Origin of the sequence: Paludibaculum fermentans (assembly GCF_051172195.1) — a bacterium.
In the GTDB taxonomy this organism is placed as follows: domain Bacteria; phylum Acidobacteriota; class Terriglobia; order Bryobacterales; family Bryobacteraceae; genus Paludibaculum; species Paludibaculum fermentans_A.
On record NZ_JBPJAQ010000001.1, the window covers coordinates 6,214,057 to 6,227,201 of the forward strand.

Consider the following 13,145-nt stretch of genomic DNA (forward strand, 5'->3'; position numbering starts at 1 on the left):
AAGACGGGCAACGGCTTGTCCGTGTGCGTCGCCGCGGCATTGGCGGAATGTGCCACTCGGGTGAGGCAGTTGATCCCGTGTGGTGCCGGCGTGCGAGGATAGATCCGAATCCTGATGAAATCGAACGTAAGAGTCGCGGCCGTCTGCGCGGAGAGCCATCCCGCCCGGACTGAAGAGAACCTGCAGGCCATCCGCCGCTGTACACGCCAGGCCGCGGAACAGGGCGCCGACATCGTTCTGCTGCCGGAATTGAGCGTGACTGGCTTTATTCCCAATCATCCCGTGGGCGACCATGCAGCGTGGCTGCGTGCCGTGCTGCAAGGTGCATGGGGCATGGCGGAGCCGCTGGAAGGCCCGGCCGTTCGGGAATTGGCGGCAATCTCCGCGGAAGCCGGCGTCTTCCTTGCCGCGGGCCTGCTGGAGAATGCCGGCAATGTGCTCTTCAATACGCACGTGCTGGTGGGCGAAGGCCGCCTTCTCGGATTTTGGCGAAAGATGCACATCCCGATGTTTGAGATGGCGGTTTACAACGGCGGCGGGGTCCCCACCGTGGTAGACACGCCGCTGGGGCGCATCGGAGTGAACATCTGTTTCGACGCGCTGCTGCCGGAATCCACGCGACTGCTGGCGGTGCAAGGCTGTGAAATCGCGCTGTTCCCGTTCGCGGCCGATCCGGCGCCCGGCACTGCCGAGGCCTGGGGAGCGTGGGCTCGTCCAGTCCTGCAGGCCCGCTGCGCGGAAAATGGAATCTATGGCGTTGCCTGCAACTATCTGGGGGACGTCGCGTTCGCGGGCGCAAGCCAGTCGTTCGCGGGCGGTGCGATGACACTTGGTCCCGGCGGCGCAGTTCTGGCCGAAGCAACCGGGCCGATGCTGGTGTCGGACTTCCCGGCACAAGGACTGTTGGATGCGCGAGCGGCATTCGAATACTCATTTCGTTTCCGGCGGCCGGAGCTGTACGGTTCCTTGGCCCGCTAGCACTCTGCTCCCGCAAATCTACATTGCCGTCTCCGGGCAACTACACTGAACGCATGAGCCGGTTTCGCGAATTGACTCTGCTCTCTTCCGCGGACGGCGCGCGGATGGCCCTCCGGTTCCCACTGGCCGCCCTTCACATCCTGCGTGATGGCGCCGTGACCCCGGGCGCCACGTCCTTCCCCCGGCGCCTCGGGCTCTTCCTGACCAATCGCTGCAATTTCGCCTGCCCGATGTGCGCCGTGCAGGACGCGCGCGATGAGGGCCTCGCCCACGGCGGGGACATGCCTTTCGAGATCCTCGATTCGGTCTTGACCGAATGTTCGCCTCATCAGCCGGTCGTCGACCTGATTGGCGGCGAACCGCTGCTCTACCCGCGCATCGGCGAGGCCGTGCAACTCGCCTCGCGCCGCCGTGTCCTCGCGGCCCTGACGACCAACGGCCTGAAATTGGAGCAGCACGCCGAAGCCCTGGTGAAAGCCCGTCTGCCCGTGCTCCAGATCTCGGTCGACGGTTGGGACGAGCCATCGCAAGCCGCGCGCGGCAGAGTGAAGGATTCGTTGAGCCGGATCCGTGCCGGCATTCAAGCCGTGCAGCAGGCGCGGGGCCGCGGCGCGTTCCCCATGCTCCGCATCCTCACCACCATCACGCGGGTGAACCATGCCCACCTCGATTGCATCCAGCAGCTCGTCGCTGAGCTGGGCGTCCGTTCCTGGGGCCTCTCCAACTACTTCTACGTCAATCGCAATGCCCACGCCCGGCACCAGGAGTTCGCCCTGCTGCACGGCCTCACCGGCGCCGTCGTCGCGCATTCGATCCCGGGCGATGTCTATCTGAATCCCCTCCAGGTGGCGGACCTGAAGGCTTCGCTCCTGCGCGTGCTAGCCGCAAATCGACGGCTCCGGCTGAGGATCGCCTATGCCTGGGACATTGATTTGGACACGTACTACTCGACGCGCGAAGCAGCCCGCGGCCTGCTCTGCGAACTGCCCTACCGGCGGCTCGACATCCAGACCGACGGGCGAATGGCGGTCTGTGTCAGCGGCAAACAACTGGGGCAGATCGGGCGAGACTCCATCACGCAGGTGTGGCACGGTGCGGCCATGGCCGGCTATCGCCGCCTGTACGAGCAAACCCGGCCCATGCCCATGTGTTTCCGGTGTTGCGGCTTGTCCCAGGCCATCCGGTTTGACGCCGTGACTGAGCCGAATTGTCACGTGCCCGGACCCTTCCCTACTAAGGTTTGCGGTATTGTTTCGACTGGTCGGAATAGGTGAATATGGCTCGGCCAGTTCGATCGATATACGACCACTTCGATGAGTAGTAGTCACGGCCGGCGCGAACGTGGGCAAGGCCCATCACGAAGCAGGTGACGCAGGGCTCGCAGACTCGAACGTTCGACTACGATTCATTGCGCCGGCTCAGGCAGGCCATAAATCCGGAGTCTGGAACGGTCACGTACGGCTATGATCAGAATGGCAATCTGACGAGTCGTGGCGATGCGCGAGCCTCTTTCACCTCCACCTACGATGCGCTGGACCGCCTCACAAAAAAGACGTATACCGGGGTGACCACTCCGGAGGAGAACCGGTGCTATGACGGCAAACTCTATGTCGGGACCGCTTGCTCTGGCTCCGCGGTGAGTGGCGAACTCGGCTTTTTGACGTGGGTAGGCAATTCGACATCCTCGACCCATTACCGCCACCAGGAATTGGGATTGGTCAAGTGGAGCCAGCAAACTACGGGCGGTAGCTCCTACGCGTTTCAGCAAGCCAGCGGCACACCCAACGACGGGTATCTGTATAGCCAGGGGCGGCTGACCGATATCTATTATCCATCCGGCCGGCACGTCTCCTACGGCTACGACGCGGCGGGCCGCGTGAACACAGTTGGCGGATTCGTGACCGGAGTCCAGTATGACCCCAGCGGTCCGCCCAGCCAGATCACCTTGGGCAATGGGGTGGTCGAAGCCATCGGATTCAACAACCGGCTCCAGACCAAATCGATTGAGGCCACGAAGTCAGCATCGCTGTGGAAACTCGAGAACTTCTATTGCGCGAGCGAAGGGGCGTCGTGCGCAAGCAATAATGGGAACGTGCTGTCGCAGAAGCAAACGATTGGCGCAGTCTCGTGGCCGACGGCCTACACTTATGACGGAGTGAACCGGTTGACCGCGGCGACGGAGACGCCCAATGGCGCGACGGGCTGGAGTCACACCTTCACGTATGGGAACCAGTATGGAAACATGACCTTCGTGGACTCGGTCGGCGTGGTGCCGTCAGGGTTGAAGTGCAATTCCTACAATTCGGCGAATAACCGGTGCAACTCGGCGGGCTTTGGGTACGACGGCGCGGGCAATCTGACGTCAGCCGCGGGCCGGAGCATGACGTATGACGCGGAGAGCCGCCAGGCGACGTTGATTTACGGGGGGACGACGCAGTACTTGTACGACGGCGAAGGGCGGCGGGTGCAGAAGGTGAGCGGCGGGCAAACGACGACCTACGTGTACGACGCTACAGGACAATTGGTGGCGGAGTACGGCGGACCGGCGGCGTACGGACCGAGTTGCTTGACCTGCCACTTGACGGTGGACCATCTGGGCTCGACCCGACTGGTGACGGACGAGCAGGGTGCGCCGGTGCGGCGGTGGGACTACACACCGTTCGGCTGGGAGATCAATGGCAGTTACGGAAAGCGCCCTCAGATCTCTGGCTATGTGACGTCGGACGGGGTGCAACCGAAGTTTACCGGCAAGATGAGGGATTACGAGTCGGGACTTAATCTGGATTACTTTGGGGCGCGGTATCTGAGCAGTGCGCAGGGGCGGTGGACGAGTCCGGATTGGTCGGCAGTGCCTCAGCCTGTGCCCTACGCTGATTTGACCGATCCGCAGACGTTGAATCTCTACGGCTACGTTCGGAACAACCCACTTTCGGGTATCGATCCGGATGGTCATCTGGATTGCACCGGCAAGCATGCCGAAGGCGCTGGGTGCCAGTTCTTAGCCGATTGGAATGCCGCACATGGAATAGGCGAGAAGGCGAAAGTCGCAACAGTTGCCGCATTGAAGACAGTCGGCAACGGGATGGACAAGGCAAGCGCCTTCCTCAATACCACACCCGGCCTCAGCTTGGTTGTCGGCATGGCGGTGTTTGCTGAGACAGGTGGAAGCGCTGAAACTCCTGCGGTCGCGGCCGCGGAAACAGAACTCGAATTACTCTTGCCGAAAGCGTTCTCGCAGGTAGAGCGGATTGGTTCGGCTCTGGCCAAGAACGACAGGTTTCACCGTCCAGTTGCATTTCTGAGCGACGAATTGCGCCAATCCGGTTCCAGGTTCTGGATTACCGGTGGCGACGGCGTAAAGCGCATCTTGGTCCAACTTTCTGCGACGATAGATGACATAATGGGTCAAGTAGAAATAATCTACGATCCCACCATTCAGAAGATCACTCACCAGCAGTTTATTCCAGGAGGCACGATCAATGGAAAACCCATTAAGCCTTAGCAGTGTTTCTGGGCTGCTACCCATCCCAGTCGAACTCTCTCGGAGTATCGTGCCTCTTACTTGGCCCGAGATAGTTTGGGCGTATGAGATGGGAATTCTCGGCTGGCGAGGCCTTGCCGAATGCGCGAAGGCTCGTCTTGACTCTGTATTGGACGATAAGGTTTTGATGGATCTAGCCTATTTGACGAAGCAAGATTCCGGGAGTGCTGGTGATCTGGCTAGATGCCTCGCGGACAGGTCTGGTCCTGTAAATGAATCGATCGCGAAGCAGAAGTGGATGTACATCTTACTTAGATGGCTACATGAACACCGATCTGAATTTCCGAACATTCTTGATATCATTGAGCTGATATATGCTGACTTCGGATATCCCGACGAAATTCAAGGATTGGTAAATTGGATGCCTGCAAGTGAGCCCGTCCTGCCCGGTGAGCCGTTCGGCACGAGAGCCGAGAGGTTATGGAGGGAGTACCTTGAGAAGGCGGGTGCGCTGCTAGAGGAAGAGGGGACAGCCTGAGAGCCTGTCGGAAATAGATTCCAGCCCGCCGCCGATTTGCTGAAGCCTCATTGGTCTTGGCTACATCCAAGCTCTATCCCCAATGAAGAGATTTCGGCCTTGTGATCTGGATCAGCCCTTTCTCCTCCCTCCTTCCCTGCAGGACTGGCTCCCCGAGGGCCACCTGGCTCGCTTCGTCGCGAACGTCGTCGATGCCCTGGATCTGAGCCCCATCCTCGACACCCATGCGCGCAAGGATGGCCGCGGCAAGGCCGCCTATCATCCGGTTCTGTTGGTTCGTCTCCTGGTCTATGGCTATGCCGTAGGCAAGCGAAGCTCTCGTCAGTTGGAACGCGCCACCTTTGACGAGGTGCCCTTCCGCTACCTCGCCGCTGACCAGCATCCAGATCACGACACCATCTCTACGTTTCGGCAGGAAAGGGCGACGAAAGGGCGACAGCCTGACCCGTCCCAGCTCAATCGACGCGAATCCGCCCTCCCATTGAAAGGGCGACAGCCTGACCCGTCCCAGCTCAATCGACGCGAATCCGCCCTCCCATTGGGGCTCTTCACCCAGAGGAACGACAATTTCGCTCGACTCGTTCATCCTGTTCAGCGCCATCTCCCGATGCCATGCCCGAAACGGCCACGCCAGCCAGCCCAGACTGCCAAACCTGCGCCAAATCACACGAAAAATACGAAACAGTAGGCAATGAGTGGGAGCAAAATCCCATCGGGACGGGTGCGACTGTCCCCAAGTCCAAGCCAAGCATTCCCAGCGCTCCACACCGCCGCCCCAAATCAGAATCCGTCATCGGAATCGCCTCAAACCACGCGCCAGGGAGCGACTAGCCCGGTACGTCTCCCACCGGGTCCCACCCACACATCCACCCACCAGAACCCACGCGCCCAACCCCACTTCTCCCCCAATTCCCACATTAAGCTTTGTTGAGTCACAGGCGCCGAAAATCTATATTTCCTTTCAATTCAACACCCACCCCTCCAAAACGGCCACTATCCCTTGACCCCACCAGCTACAGTCGAATCGCGCCGGCACCTACGCCGGCATTTTTCATTTACAAGGAGATTTCAGTTATGGCAACCGCAGCTCAGATCAACGCCAACCAGGCGAACGCGAAACGGTCCACCGGCCCCGTCACCATCGACGGCAAGGCCCGCGCCGCCCAGAACGCCCGCAGCCACGGCTTCACCGCCCAACACCTCAACATCACGCCCCAGGACCGTGCTCAATTCCAAGCCCTCGAAGCCGCCCTCCGCCTCGATACCCGGCCCGCGAATTGCATCGAGGAAGAGATCTTCCACCGCATCCTCACCCATACCTGGAACCTCCGCCGCATCGAATCGTTCGAGTGCCTCATCCTTGCCGAAACGGACCCATTGGCGGAAACCAACACCCACGCCGGCGAACTCGAGCGCTACGCCCGCTACCGCCGAGACCTCGAACGCGGCCTCTACCGCGCCATCAAAGAGCTGAGCAAACTCCAAACCGAGCGCGCCGCCTTGGGCCAGCAGCACCCCGATGTCGTCAAAGGCATCCGCGAGAACGTCCCCCTGGCCGAAGTCACCCGCCTGACCAAAAACACCGAGGAACTCTTCTTCTATGAAGGCTACGGCCGCCCCCGCCGGGCCCTCGAGCACCTCACCACCGGCATCGATTCCAACCATCCGGACAACCAGGACCCCATCGCCGACCTCCAGCCGATCCGGGTTCCACGGAACGAAGCCAATCTGGTCGGTCCGGACGGCCTGCCCAACATGAACTACGACCTCACTCGCCTCTGACGGTCGAGTCCCGGCGAAGCCGCCGCGCATTGACGAATCGAAGCCAGTAACGGTCACCGCTGACCCTCGCAACCCCAGCCGGAGACAGCACCGGCCCTGTTCTTTGACAATTTCACCTGTATATCCCAGACGGGGCAGCCGTCGCCAGCGGTCACCGGGCCCGGACCCCGGCTGGCTCTCTTCCCTCGTGAAGCGAAGTCCTGCCCCCGTCCCAACCATTGGTCTATCGTGGGAACATGCGCAGCCTGCTCTCAGCCGTCCTCACCCTCAGCCTCCTCTCCTGGGGCGCCGCGCCCACCTCGTTGCAGCTGGGGCACATCGGCATCTTTCTCCGCTGCACCGGCAAGACCGACCCCCGCGAGGCCCTGCAGGCGGTGCGCTCCCTGGGCCTCCGGATGGTGCAGGTCAGCAAGCTGCCAGACCGCTTCTACTCACCCGAAGGAGCCAAAGAGTTCGCCGCCCTCCTGAATGAGACAGGGGTCCAGGCCAGCGCCGTAGTTGCCGTCTATGACGGCGAGAATTACAAGGACATTCCCACCATTCGCGCCACCGTCGGTTTCGTGCCCAAGGCATTCATGGATCAGCGCGTTGCCTACACGAAGAAGTGCGTCGACCTCGCGGCCGCCCTCAAAGTAAAGATCGTCACCTTTCATGTAGGCTTCCTGCCCGCCCAGCCCACGGATCCCGACTATCAACGGTTGGTCCATGCGGTCAGGGACGTTGCGCAATACGCCGCGAAACACAGTGTCACCATCTCGCTGGAGACCGGCCAGGAAAGCGCGGACGAACTGCTGCAGTTCCTCGGCCAGGTGGCCCACCGCAATGTAGGCGTGAACTTCGACATGGCCAACCTGGTGCTGTACGGCAAGGACGACGCTCCGGCGGCGCTCAGGAAACTGCTACCCAAAGTCACCTCGGTCCACGTCAAGGACGGACTCCAGCCCGAGGATCCAGCCCGCCTGGGCGCCGAGGCCCGCCTGGGGGAAGGGAAGGCCGGCGTGAAGGAATGCCTGAAGATGCTGAAAGCCGCGCACTTCGCCGGACCTGTCGTGATCGAGAACTACGTCTTTCGCGGCCGCGGGACAGAGCCCATGGCCGAACTCGCTTTGGCCAAGGCGTTTGTCGATCAGGCACTCGCCCCGTAGCGGCCCATCCCAACCGGCAAAGCTCCGTTCCAACGGCGGGCATGGCATTGCTGGCCCTATACTGACTTCAGACGTTCCAGATAGAGGGGTGACGGAGTTCCGAATGAAATTCACGAGGTTACTATTTCTGTGTGCGGCGGTTGCGGCAGCCGCGGAGAACGACGCTCCCAGGCGCCTGGCCGCGCGTGCTTTGGGAGAAACTCCGATTTGGAACGACCTGCATGCTCTGTGCGATGGCATTGGCGGCCGGCCCACAGGCTCTGCCGCATCTGAACGCGCCATTGCGTGGGCGGCCAAGACGTTTCGCCAGGCCGGACTGACCTCTGTTTCGGTTGAACCGTTCAAGATGCCGCAGCTCTGGCTGCCTGGCACTGCCGAGGCTTCCGCCATTTCGCCGGCGCAGTTCCCCCTGCGACTGGCGGCGGCGCCATTCACCCCGTCCACGCAGGGCACCATTGAAGCGCCCGTAGTGGACGCAGGCGAAGGCACTGAGCAGGATTTTGCCCGCCTGGGTGCTCGGGCCAAGGCCGCAATCGTGCTCGTCCGGAGCAAGGAGATGAAGACATTTGACGACCTCTTCGCGGAGTACCTTCGGAACAATAGCCTGATGGCCGCGGCGAAGTCGTCCGGCGCCGCTGCGCTGCTGCTTCAATCCACACGGCCGCGCGGCCTGCTCTACCGCCATCCCATGAGCATGGACGGTTCTCTTGCGCCGGTGCCTACCGCCATCGTGCACCGTGAGCAGGCGGAGCGCCTCGGGCGGTTGACGCTCTCCGGCGAGGTCAGGGTCCGTCTCAATCTGCAGAACCAGACCGGCGGAGAGTACCAATCGCAAAATGTCGTGGCCGAGATTCGTGGCCGGGAGAAACCCGAAGAAGTCGTTCTCATCGGAGCCCACCTCGACTCCTGGGATCTCGGCACCGGGGCCGAGGACAATGGCGTCAACGTGGCGATGATCCTGGATATCGCTCGCGGTTTCCAGGAACTCGGCATCGTGCCACGCCGGACCATCCGCTTCGTGCTCTTTAGCGGGGAAGAGCAGGGGATGTGGGGCTCGCGGCGCTATGTCGAGCGGCATCATGCGGAACTCGATAAATTTGTTGCGACGGTCACGTTCGACACCGGCTCAGGCCGTCTGAGCGGCTTCTACCTGAATGGCCGTGAGGATCTGCGCGGCGAGGTAAATTCGGCCCTGGCTCCGCTGGGCGGCTTCAATTCCTCAGAGCATCTGATCGATGCGATGGATGGCACCGACAACTTCGATTTCCTGCTTTCCGGTGTGCCGAATCTTGTCGGGATACAGGATCCTATTCCCTATCTGCCTGACTACCATGCCGAGTCCGACACCTTCGACCGTGTGAACCAGCGTGAGCAGAAGATTACTTCTGCCATCGCTTCCGTCCTGGTGTGGGGTTTGGCGGAAAGTCCCGGCCGCCTGAAACGCCAAAGCCGGCAGGAGGTCGAACGGTTGCTGATCGATACGAAGCTCGATCAGCAGATGAAGGCATTCGGGCAATGGGCCGAGTTCGAATCAGGCAAACGCGGCCTCTTCCAGTAGACTCGCGACGTCAGCCCGCGTGGCGGTATTTCTTGCACACCAGCTCGCTGCCGATGCCGGAGATCAGCAACCGCTCCTTTTGATTCGCCAGCAGCCGCGCCGTCCAATCGGTGAAGCCGCCATCCGCTACGGGATACCGGTTGCCATCCGGAGCCTGCGGGGAGATCCGCAGCGCAAAGCCCCGGTAGTAACCCAATCCTTCCAGTCGAGCCTGATTCACCCGGAATGTTGCCTCCGGAAACTCCGCCCGCAATGGCTCTATAACAGCTTGTTCCAGTACTGCATGGTCCGCATCCGATGGTAAGTCGATGCCGCGCTGCGCGAGAAACCGGGCCGATCCGTCCGACCAATGCGCGCGTATGTTCTGACGAACCTCGTCGTGGCTGACGCCCGCCTCGCGCAGGGCAGCCTCAATCGCATCCATATCGGATAGTTCCACCAACGGGTTCTGTATCGCGAATCCGCCCGCCTCGAGTACCCGGAACATACTCAGATATACACGCAGGTGCTCCACCAGGTGTTGAGTCTCGAAGTTCCACGACCCGGAATCCCGGCCGGCGGTGACCATGGCGAACAATCGGAAATGAGGAGTGAAGCCCGAACCCTGGAAGGGCTGCAGCCGGATCACACGGTGGCTCGCGCACAAACGAATTACCTCACCCGTGCCGCGCCGCTGTGCGGCCTCCAGCGCCATGGCGATGGTCGAATCACCCAAACCCTCCACATTGCGGATCGTCGTCAGCAGGTTGTTCTGATGCGTGCCCCCGAGTTTGGAGCTCACGCCCAGCGGGCATACCGGAGACAAATCCAGGGCATCGAAATCCTCCGCCGTCTCGAACGCCGCCAGATCGAAGGCAGCGAAATCACGTGAGCTGACGCTGCTGGGTTTGACCAGCGCGTCCCGCTCCGCTTGTGCGAGCGCGGCGGATTCCTGCGCCGCCCTGGAGCGAACCTGGTAGACCTCCAGCAGCAGGGACCGCAAATCACTGGCCGGCAGCTTCGTTGAGAGCGCTTCCACCAGGTCAGCCATCCCCAGTTCGCGTTCAATCCGCTGAACGATTTTTGATGGCATTTCTTCAGAATAACCCGGTCCTCGGCCTACGCGCCGGGCAGCCTCGATTGCGGATAATGGAATCACCAACATGGACGATCCGCAATGGTTATCGTGGGTTCGGCAACTCCAAGCCATCGCACAGACCGGGCTCACTTACGCGAAAGACGTTTACGATATCGAACGCTATCAAGCCCTGCGCCGTCTGGCGGCTGAGATGGCGGCCGCTGGCGCGGGACTTCCCGATGCCGCTCGAATCCTCGATCTGTTTAGCCGCGACAAGGGCTATGCCACGCCCAAAGTCGACGTCCGCGCCGCCGTGTTCCAGGACGAGCGCATCCTGCTGGTGAAGGAGCACGAGGACGGCCTGTGGACCCTGCCCGGGGGGTGGGCCGATATCGGCGATTCTCCCAGCCAGGCCGCGGTGCGCGAAGTGAAAGAGGAGTCGGGGTACGATGTGCGTGCCACGAAAATCGCCGCCGTGTACGACCGCAATCTCCACGGCCATCCGCCCATTCCATTCCACGCCTACAAGCTCTATTTCCTGTGTGACCTCATCGGCGGCGAGGCCAAGCTCAGTCACGAGACAGATGCCGTCGAGTTCTTCGCGGAGAACGAGATCCCGCCACTCTCGCTCACGCGCGTGACACCGGCCCTGATCGCGCACCTGTTCGAACACCACCGCCATCCGGAATGGCCCACGTCGTTCGATTGAAGGGTCCAGCGCGCATCAAGGGACTCGATAGACGTCCTTCCACCCGCCAGTGGGCCAGGCAACACCGACGACCGTGCCGAGAATCGCACCCAACGGCCCGATCACCCCTTTGCCCGCGTTCTGGAACCAACCTCCCGAGTTGGAGCGTGCATCAATGCCAGCTCCGATGGCCAGCCCGCCTGCCGCGCCAATTCCCAGGCCGATCAGTGTATTCCGGCCGCGGCGCCCCGGTTTCTTCAGCGCTACCCGCAGTATGGCGGCACGTGCGAGCGTTTCCTGGCTGGTTGTCGCATTCAGCAGCACCGACTCCGGCGTCACGCGCAGCAGGAATCCTCGCAGTTGCTGCCCCCCGGCGAGCGTGACCCTGATCTCCGATCCCGCGGTGAGCCCACTCAGGTTCGACCAATTGGAGATTGGTTTCGGTTCCCGCCCGCCGAGGGGATGACACAGCAGCGCCGCGAGAACAAAGGCGGGCAGCAGCCCCTGTTGGAGGTATTGCATATATAGGACTTTCAGGTCTGAGATAGGTCAGGGCACCGTGAGCAGAATACACCTGTTGACGAACCAACGAAAGAGGAGTCTCGCCAGGTGCGCTGCTGCGCCCTCAGTTAGGACTTTGCCCCTGGCCGCCGTGCCCCCAACTCGCACAACAGCGCGATGCCCGCCAGCGCGGCCGCACTGTAGAACGCGGCCTGGTAGTCGTGATAGCGGTCGTAGAGCACACCGCCGATCCGCGGTCCAATGATCCCCGCGACGCCCCAGGCGGTGAACAGAATCCCATAATTGATGCCCGCGTTCTTCGTCCCCCAGAAGTCAGACGCGGCCACGCCGTTTACCGACAACTGCGTACCGTAGCACCAATAGACGACGAATACGGCCACATACAACAAGGCCACATTGCTGCCGGCCGCATAGAGCGCAGGCATAGCCAGGACGCAGATTCCAATCATGGTGCGCAGTACGTTGATCCGTCCCAGGCGGTCGGACATCCAGCCTGAAAGAATCCGGCCTGAGGCATTGCCGAAGGCCCCCACCACCAGCGTCATGGTAGACAAGGCAGCCGCTCCAATCCCGACACTCTTGGCGAATGGCACCAACTGGCTGATCACCATGAGTCCGGCCGAGCAACCCAGCGCGTAGCCCAGCCACATCAGGTAGAAGGTGCGCGTCCTCAGCATCTCGCCAGGAGTGAAATCGCGGCTTACAGCCGCACCTTGCACCACGGGCGGTGTCCAATCCTTTGGCCGGTAGCCGGGCGGAGGATTCCGCAGCAGCAGGGCGCCCGCTATGGTCATCACGAGGAAGATGGCGCCCAGAATTTGGAACGTCGCCGGCAACCCATAGGTGGGAATCAGCTTCAACTGTGAGAGCGGACCGAAGATCGCTGAGCCCGCTCCATACCCGCCCACCGCCAGTCCCACGGCCAGGCCGCGTTTGTCCGGAAACCACTTGGCCATTACGGGAATTGGCGTTGCGTAGCCAAAGCCATTGCCCAAGCCGCCAATTACGCCAAAGCACAGGTACAGGTAGTTCAGGCTCGTCGTGAACGAGCACAAATAGAAACCCAGGCTCACCAGGATCCCGCCGGCCAGGGAACACGCCAGTGGGCCGTACTTGTCCTGCAGCCGGCCTGCCGCCACGAAGCTCAGCGCGAAGACGATCACCGCAATGGTGAAGACCATCGAGGTCTCCGCCCGCTTCCAGCCGAACTGTGCCTCCAGCGGTGCGACGAAAACGCTCCAGCCATACAGCGTGCCCAGCGCAAGGTTCATGGAAAGCCCGCCGGCCACGCGCCACCAGCGGTTCATTCCGTCCCAGTCGTTCGATTGCATCCTACACATCGTAGGCGATTCCCGCCGCCACCGCAGTGGATATCGCGCCGGCACGCAAGCCGGCT

11 protein-coding genes and 1 pseudogene are annotated in these 13,145 nt (G+C 61.7%); 9 read left to right on the forward strand and 3 right to left on the reverse strand.

The window, feature by feature from the left end:
• Positions 1-114 precede the first annotated feature (114 nt).
• The 8 genes and pseudogenes from ACR9Y2_RS24980 to ACR9Y2_RS25015 all read left to right on the forward strand — a co-directional run bounded on the left by ACR9Y2_RS24980 (position 115) and on the right by ACR9Y2_RS25015 (position 9,482).
• The gene (locus tag ACR9Y2_RS24980; protein WP_435044419.1) at positions 115-978 is read left to right on the forward strand and encodes a carbon-nitrogen hydrolase family protein; all 864 of its coding nucleotides are present in this window, start codon (positions 115-117) and stop codon (positions 976-978) included.
• A 53-nt stretch (positions 979-1,031) separates the two neighbouring features.
• Entirely contained in the window at positions 1,032-2,252 is a 1,221-nt protein-coding gene (locus ACR9Y2_RS24985; protein WP_435044420.1) for a radical SAM/SPASM domain-containing protein, read from the forward strand.
• A 92-nt stretch (positions 2,253-2,344) separates the two neighbouring features.
• Positions 2,345-4,480 carry an RHS repeat domain-containing protein gene (locus ACR9Y2_RS24990; protein ID WP_435044422.1) on the forward strand — a complete coding sequence of 712 codons (2,136 nt, stop codon included), beginning with the start codon at positions 2,345-2,347 and terminating at the stop codon, positions 4,478-4,480.
• A complete protein-coding gene (locus tag ACR9Y2_RS24995) occupies positions 4,458-4,997 on the forward strand; it encodes a DUF2247 family protein (protein WP_435044423.1) in 540 nt (179 codons plus the stop codon). The genes ACR9Y2_RS24990 and ACR9Y2_RS24995 overlap by 23 nt, the downstream gene beginning before the upstream one ends.
• A gap of 82 nt (positions 4,998-5,079) precedes the next feature.
• A pseudogene (locus ACR9Y2_RS25000) lies at positions 5,080-5,412 on the forward strand (transposase); the annotation flags it as partial.
• Between the two features lie 659 nt (positions 5,413-6,071).
• Positions 6,072-6,779 (forward strand): hypothetical protein, encoded by a 708-nt coding sequence (locus ACR9Y2_RS25005; protein ID WP_435044424.1) that lies wholly within the window; start codon positions 6,072-6,074, stop codon positions 6,777-6,779.
• Positions 6,780-7,015: 236 nt separating this feature from the next.
• Complete coding sequence (locus tag ACR9Y2_RS25010) at positions 7,016-7,924, forward strand: sugar phosphate isomerase/epimerase family protein (protein WP_435044425.1); 909 nt, start codon at positions 7,016-7,018, stop codon at positions 7,922-7,924.
• A 103-nt stretch (positions 7,925-8,027) separates the two neighbouring features.
• Positions 8,028-9,482, forward strand: coding sequence for a M20/M25/M40 family metallo-hydrolase (locus ACR9Y2_RS25015; protein ID WP_435044426.1), 1,455 nt, complete (start codon positions 8,028-8,030; stop codon positions 9,480-9,482).
• Positions 9,483-9,492: 10 nt separating this feature from the next.
• Here the strand turns inward: ACR9Y2_RS25015 and ACR9Y2_RS25020 are convergent, their stop codons facing one another.
• On the reverse strand, positions 9,493-10,554 hold the full coding sequence (locus ACR9Y2_RS25020) for a hypothetical protein (RefSeq protein ID WP_435044427.1): 1,062 nt from the start codon (positions 10,552-10,554) through the stop codon (positions 9,493-9,495).
• Between the two features lie 70 nt (positions 10,555-10,624).
• Here ACR9Y2_RS25020 and ACR9Y2_RS25025 point away from each other — a divergent pair, with 70 nt between their 5' ends.
• Positions 10,625-11,248: an NUDIX hydrolase gene (locus tag ACR9Y2_RS25025; RefSeq protein ID WP_435044428.1), complete on the forward strand. Its 624-nt coding sequence runs from the start codon at positions 10,625-10,627 to the stop codon at positions 11,246-11,248.
• A gap of 15 nt (positions 11,249-11,263) precedes the next feature.
• On the opposite strand, the gene ACR9Y2_RS25030 is transcribed toward ACR9Y2_RS25025, so the two are convergent.
• Together ACR9Y2_RS25030 and ACR9Y2_RS25035 are read right to left on the reverse strand one after the other, a co-directional pair.
• On the reverse strand, positions 11,264-11,749 hold the full coding sequence (locus tag ACR9Y2_RS25030; RefSeq protein WP_435044429.1) for a hypothetical protein: 486 nt from the start codon (positions 11,747-11,749) through the stop codon (positions 11,264-11,266).
• Between the two features lie 107 nt (positions 11,750-11,856).
• Positions 11,857-13,080: an L-lactate MFS transporter gene (locus ACR9Y2_RS25035; RefSeq protein ID WP_435044431.1), complete on the reverse strand. Its 1,224-nt coding sequence runs from the start codon at positions 13,078-13,080 to the stop codon at positions 11,857-11,859.
• Between the last annotated feature and the right edge of the window lie 65 nt (positions 13,081-13,145).

What these genes read in the sequence shown, in the direction of transcription:
- ACR9Y2_RS25010 (WP_435044425.1), top strand. Translation starts at nt 7,016, where the DNA reads ATGCGCAGCCTGCTCTCAGCCGTCCTCACCCTCAGCCTCCTCTCCTGG.
- ACR9Y2_RS25015 (WP_435044426.1), top strand. Translation starts at nt 8,028, where the DNA reads ATGAAATTCACGAGGTTACTATTTCTGTGTGCGGCGGTTGCGGCAGCC.
- ACR9Y2_RS25020 (WP_435044427.1), bottom strand. Translation starts at nt 10,554, where the DNA reads ATGCCATCAAAAATCGTTCAGCGGATTGAACGCGAACTGGGGATGGCT.
- ACR9Y2_RS24985 (WP_435044420.1), top strand. Translation starts at nt 1,032, where the DNA reads ATGAGCCGGTTTCGCGAATTGACTCTGCTCTCTTCCGCGGACGGCGCG.
- ACR9Y2_RS25005 (WP_435044424.1), top strand. Translation starts at nt 6,072, where the DNA reads ATGGCAACCGCAGCTCAGATCAACGCCAACCAGGCGAACGCGAAACGG.
- ACR9Y2_RS24995 (WP_435044423.1), top strand. Translation starts at nt 4,458, where the DNA reads ATGGAAAACCCATTAAGCCTTAGCAGTGTTTCTGGGCTGCTACCCATC.
- ACR9Y2_RS25035 (WP_435044431.1), bottom strand. Translation starts at nt 13,080, where the DNA reads ATGCAATCGAACGACTGGGACGGAATGAACCGCTGGTGGCGCGTGGCC.
- ACR9Y2_RS25025 (WP_435044428.1), top strand. Translation starts at nt 10,625, where the DNA reads ATGGACGATCCGCAATGGTTATCGTGGGTTCGGCAACTCCAAGCCATC.
- ACR9Y2_RS24980 (WP_435044419.1), top strand. Translation starts at nt 115, where the DNA reads ATGAAATCGAACGTAAGAGTCGCGGCCGTCTGCGCGGAGAGCCATCCC.
- ACR9Y2_RS25030 (WP_435044429.1), bottom strand. Translation starts at nt 11,749, where the DNA reads ATGCAATACCTCCAACAGGGGCTGCTGCCCGCCTTTGTTCTCGCGGCG.